Annotated in this window: 6 protein-coding genes; all 6 read left to right on the forward strand. The window is 46.2% G+C overall.

Features of this window, described 5'->3' with window-relative positions; all coding sequences use genetic code 11:
• On the forward strand, positions 1-1,585 hold a 1,585-nt coding region (locus AC1DWB_RS30705), incomplete at its 5' end, for a hypothetical protein (RefSeq protein ID WP_477544895.1).
• A 41-nt stretch (positions 1,586-1,626) separates the two neighbouring features.
• Positions 1,627-2,559: a phosphotransferase family protein gene (locus AC1DWB_RS30710; RefSeq protein ID WP_477544896.1), complete on the forward strand. Its 933-nt coding sequence runs from the start codon at positions 1,627-1,629 to the stop codon at positions 2,557-2,559.
• A 181-nt stretch (positions 2,560-2,740) separates the two neighbouring features.
• Complete coding sequence (locus AC1DWB_RS30715; RefSeq protein ID WP_477544897.1) at positions 2,741-3,028, forward strand: hypothetical protein; 288 nt, start codon at positions 2,741-2,743, stop codon at positions 3,026-3,028.
• A 116-nt stretch (positions 3,029-3,144) separates the two neighbouring features.
• Complete coding sequence (locus AC1DWB_RS30720; RefSeq protein WP_477544898.1) at positions 3,145-3,594, forward strand: tyrosine-type recombinase/integrase; 450 nt, start codon at positions 3,145-3,147, stop codon at positions 3,592-3,594.
• A gap of 332 nt (positions 3,595-3,926) precedes the next feature.
• Positions 3,927-4,262, forward strand: coding sequence for a hypothetical protein (locus AC1DWB_RS30725; protein ID WP_477544899.1), 336 nt, complete (start codon positions 3,927-3,929; stop codon positions 4,260-4,262).
• Positions 4,263-4,494: 232 nt separating this feature from the next.
• Positions 4,495-5,226: an FRG domain-containing protein gene (locus tag AC1DWB_RS30730; protein ID WP_477544900.1), complete on the forward strand. Its 732-nt coding sequence runs from the start codon at positions 4,495-4,497 to the stop codon at positions 5,224-5,226.
• Positions 5,227-5,533 lie beyond the last annotated feature (307 nt).

Below are 5,533 nucleotides of genomic sequence, written 5' to 3' on the forward strand. Positions count from 1 at the left end.
CCCGTATGAAGGTCCATTTACCGCTGAGGTGATCCATAATTATGTTGATCTGCTTGCGGACAGCGGAATCGACACGTTTTTGATTAACCCCAATACTCAGTTGGCTTGGTATCCCAGCAGAGCTATGCCCTATCTTCTCGCCAACTACAAGAGAGGGGATCGTGAATTTTTCCGAGGGCATGCGGAATGCGCAGGATTACCTAGTGAAGATAAGGTAGAGGCTTACCTGGATCATTGTGTTAAGTTCTATAATCAATATGTGGACCTGACCGATGCGGGGGTCGACTGGTTAGAAGAGACATCTAAGGCTTGCAGGAGAAGGGGGATCAGCCCTTGGATTTCTGTGCGAATGAACGATATGCATGGACACCTGAACATAGAAGGCAGTTTTTTCAACAGCGAGCTCATGCGAGAGAAGAAGAATCGCCTGCAACGCAGCACCTATTCGCCCTATGCCGTTCATCCAACCGCCCGGGAAGGCATCAACTATGAAGTGCCCGAAGTCAGGGATTTCATGTTCAGCGCCATTCGGGAGATGGTGGAGGAATACGACTTTGAGGGCTTGGAGCTGGATTGGTTGAGGCAGCCGATCTGCTGCGAGCCGAACAGCACGCAAGAGACGATCGACATGATGACGAATTGGTTTGCCGATATTCGAGCTCTAACGGACAAGCGTGCAAAGGCAACAGGCAAGTCCTACCCGTTCGGCATGAGAGTTCCCGGCGACCTTAATTTATTAAGGGGGATTGGGATTGACATCCGCGCTTTGGTCAAGCGAGGTATTATAGACTTTGTAAGTCCAAGCAACAGCCGCCAGACCAGTTGGGAAATGCCGAATGATCGGCTTCGAGCAGAGCTAGGCAATCAAGTAGCCATCTATGGAGTTGTGGAGGATATACCCAATTGGCTGTCTGTGTATTCACCGGAATTGGATCGTAAGGGGTACAGATATTTGCCTGCAACGCCCGAGTTGATGGCCGGAAATGCTGCAGGGAAGCTCTCGCTTGGGGCCGATGGAATCGAGTGGTACAATTTCTTCAACCACCAGATTAGCCTAGGGTTGGACGGCAAGTATGACCAATTGGCCGAGATGTACACGCTTGACCAATTGCGCGGCAGAGAAAAGGGATACATGTTCTCGACGCTCCGCCAACCGGAATACCACTTTCCATATGAGACGACCGGACAATTGCCAGTTGTGCTGGAGCCGGAATGGAGACGGACACTTTATTTGCCCATGTGTGCAGAACCGATTGATTCCGGGTTAGAATTGACCATTCAACTGGTAATTCGCAAGAAAGATGCTGCCCCGTATTTGGGGGTTAGCTTCAATGGTTCGTTCCCTACATTTGAGTCCACAGAGACGAGAGAGCTGTTAATCTCGAATGGAGCGTACACCCAACATGTTGAGGAGCACATGGCTTACAATTTCCGATTGCGGGTTGAAGATATTGTGGAAGGTTGGAACGAGGTCTTGATCTATAACGGCTCGTACGGATGGACAACGGAAGAGGAGAAACTGCCTTATTCCGTCTGTGTCGTCAGTGTCGAACTCAAGATTGGTAAGGTCTTAGACCGATCCTAATTCTCGTTCCGCCATTGCTGAGTTAGAAAGGATGATCACCAATGCTTCCTAACAAATCGTTGTCTGATCGCACCATTAGATGGGTTATCGATGCTGTACATCCCGAAGCAACCGTGATCTCCGTTCAACAGCTTCATGGGGGGATTTCCTCGCTCGTTCATGGAATATCGCTGAACGTGAATGGAGAGGAGAGAAGTGTCGTCCTGCGCCAATTCGACAATGCGGAGTGGGTGCAGGATCAGCCTGAACTGGCTATTCAGGAAGCGGAGAGCTTGCGTCGGGCGTCTCGAGTGGTCGGCGTACAGACACCGACTATCGTCGCCTATGACGAAACCGGGAGCCAGTGCGGCGCACCAGCTGTGCTCATGACTCGGCTTGAGGGACAAGTCGTATTGGAGCCACCGGATACCGCGCTATGGCTGAACGGAATGGCACAAGCGCTAGTGAAGATTCATGCCGTGGAGGCAAACGATTTTCCATGGTCATTTGCTCCGTATAGCGAGGCAGGAACTCTGAACACGTCTGCTTGGTCGAAGGTTCCCGACAAGTGGCAGGCTGCGGCCGACATTGTCATGGGACCTCGTCCGTTGTTCGTGAAGCGATTCATCCACCGCGATTATCATCCGGCCAATGTGTTATGGAGCGGCGGCGAAGTAAGCGGCGTCGTCGATTGGGTCAACGGATGTATCGGACCGGCTGGCATCGATGTCGGCCATTGTCGCGTTAACTTGGCACTGTTACACGATGTAAGGACGGCTGATGAGTTTCTATCGTCCTATCGAAAGCATGCAGGCGGATCGTTTACATATGATCCGTACTGGGACCTCATCACGTTACTCGACTTCGCCTACTGGCCGCCGGAAGTATATGGTGGGTGGACAGCCTTAGGTATGACTGGATTAACGAATAGGATGATGATGGAGCGTCTGGACAGCTATTTGCTTAGCCTGTTGAACCGTGTTGCCGAGGGGTGAGAGAACCCCTTGGTGCGGTGATTATGGGTTGATATTCAGATGGTATGATGGAGGGAAAGGGCACCGAAAGCACCGAAAGCATTGAAAGCATCGGAGGATTACAGAGTCTTCAAGGACTTTGTATTTCTCCTTTTTTATTTCCAATATTTTCAATCGGTGATAAAATGGAAGGGGATCGGAGATGGAACTTTCGCTGCATAAGCGGAACGAATCGGAGCTGGCGGTAAAACTGATGGGCTACTCCAAAGAGGGTGTTGAGTTAATTAAGTGTATCCCGGGGAGGAGATGGGTACCAGATGAAGTCGCTTGGTCCCTGCCGTACACGATCGATACAGTTGAGCGTCTTCTCACGGCGTTCAGCGCTTGTACTATTCATGTAGAAGCTGCATTGGAGGCGGAGTGTTATTTGCTCCAAGCGAGGTCGAAGAAGCCGCTCTCCCTTGGTTGGAACTCTAACCTGGAGCAGTGATTACAGCAGGAGCTGCAGCTTCGAGGGTATAGCCCCAAGACGGTGAAAGCCTACTGTGGACATGTGCAGCGATTCTATCGTTATGCGTAAGAAGTTTCATCCTTAGGGGGGCGACATTGGTCCGAGAGTATTCCTTGTCTTTACTAGCTCGCCGCTTTTCCCATGCCTATGTCAATCAGGCGATCAGTTCCCTACATTTTTATTTTGACAAAGTACTCCATCAAGCAACAGCAGTCTCCTATATCAGACCCAAGAAAGAAAACAAACTGCCCCATGTGCTGGCCCGTGAGGAAGTTATGAACATCCTGAAAGCCGTCCGAAATCTGAAGCACCAAGCCATTCTGTATTTAACCTATTCCTCGGGCTTGCGGGTTGGTGAGGTTGTCCGTCTGCGCCTGGAGGATCTGGATCCATCGCGTAAGACGCTTCACATTCGTCAAGGCAAGGGCCGCAGGGATCGCGTGACGTGCTATCGGATGCCGCTTATGCAATCGTCCAGCAGTATGTGCTCCATGACCAACCCGATACGGGGCTCTTCCCTGGACAATACAAGGGCCGTCATCTGACTGAGCGTTCTGTCCAGAAGCTATTCGAGCAGGCATTGTCCGCCTCTTGAGCTGCTGGGTCACCAGAGCAGTCGAACAACCGAACGCTACACGCATGTTAGCATTAAGGATGTTCGGCGTATTCAAAGCCCTTTGGACCAGATGGATTCCTGAGCGCAACTTACACCGCTAGTGCACAAATCCGCCTGTATTGGCGGCATTCACGAACGACTACGCAAATCCCACCGAACAACAAACATTTTACGACATACACAAATAAGACGTTAAGTGAAATTACCGCTTTATTATTAGTCCGTATATTTTGTAGTAAATCTATGAAGTGAGGAAAACAAATGACAATATTCGGCATTATTATATTCATAATTTTAGGAGTTGCTTTATCAATATTCCTTGGACCATATGGCGGACTCATTTTAATTTCRATTATTTTTGGACTCGTTTTTAGTACACATCAAAGGAGTAAGAAAATACATGAGGATTTACAGCTGATTAAAGAAAAACTTGGAATTGARGATAAAAGAGATTTACAGGTMCCGAACGAAGAAATAGAAAATGAATTAGAAAGAGAATTTTTTAATGATGAGAATAAGAAATTATCTGAAATAGACAAAGAAATTGAGAAAGAATTAGAAGAATATATAGACAAYAATGATAAAGATAGGAAATGAAATAGAATTTGGAGGKTTTTTCATAGAGGGCGGTAACATCACTTAACAMCATATTCACGCTGCGGCCGGCTGCGCCGACCTTGGTCTGCTGGAAGCTAAATCGAGGATGCGGATCAGGCAGACAACCCTGCACTGGCTAACAGCGTTGCGGCCGGCCCTTTGGGCCTTAAGCCAGTGAGGWTTCGTGAATACAAGAACGTTAGCTGAAATTACTGAAGAGAGGTTAGAACCCATGAATTGGAATGATGTTTTACAAACAGTTAAGGAATTTAAAAAAGAAAACAACGGTGTTTGGTTTAGAGGACAATCAAATGATAACTATCAATTAAAATCATCTTTATTTAGGCAAAATTTGAATAAAGTTGAGCATGTTTTAGTTAATGAAAGAGCTAGATATAATTTGTTTAAAAATAACGGTCATTTATATCATAATTTGGATGATTGGGACTTACTTTACCTTATGCAACATCATGGTGTTAAAACACGACTTCTAGACTGGACTGAGTCTTTTGCAACTGCCCTTTATTTCGCTTCAAACCAATGGAAGGGTGACGAGTCAATTTCTATTTGGATGTTAAATCCAAACAAATTAAATAAAAAATCTATAAAAGATTGGCGMTTTTTCGTAACACATGATGATAGTTATAAAGATAGGCTTTACCAAAGGAACGACAAAAAGTTTTTTGATAATTCAGTAGCACTTCACCCGGTTAAGACAAATCAAAGAATAGTAGCTCAGCAAGGTGTATTTACAATCCAAGGTAATACATTATTACCTCTTGATGAAGAATTTGATGGTGCGCTTGTTAATGAGGGGATTCTTAAGAAAGTAACATTAACAAAAGATCTAAAGGAAGATGTAATGGAATTCCTTTATCTGTCAGGCATTACTCCTTTCAATATCTTTCCGGATCTTGAGGGTCTTGCTCAATTTGTAAATTTAAGAACAGATAATCTTATTTAAAGTAGCTCAGGAAGACAGTAACTTCAGCTAACACCGCATTCACGCATCGGGCTAACGCCCTCGGTCCACAGAAGGGAAATTCGGAGAAGCCAATGCAGCGGACAACACCCTCGGGGTTCGTGAATGCAAGAACGTTATGTGAAAGATATGCAGTTGATAATAATAAGAAGGTGATTAATAGATGTGGAAGACTAAAGAGATTAGTGAATGGTCAGAAATCCATCATCTTTTTGGTGAGTTAAGGCCAAAAAATTGGATATTTAGAGGACAGTCCTCACTAGAATGGAGACTTACTTCAAGCTTATAC

This window comes from Paenibacillus sp. P4_E11, from assembly GCF_056401635.1.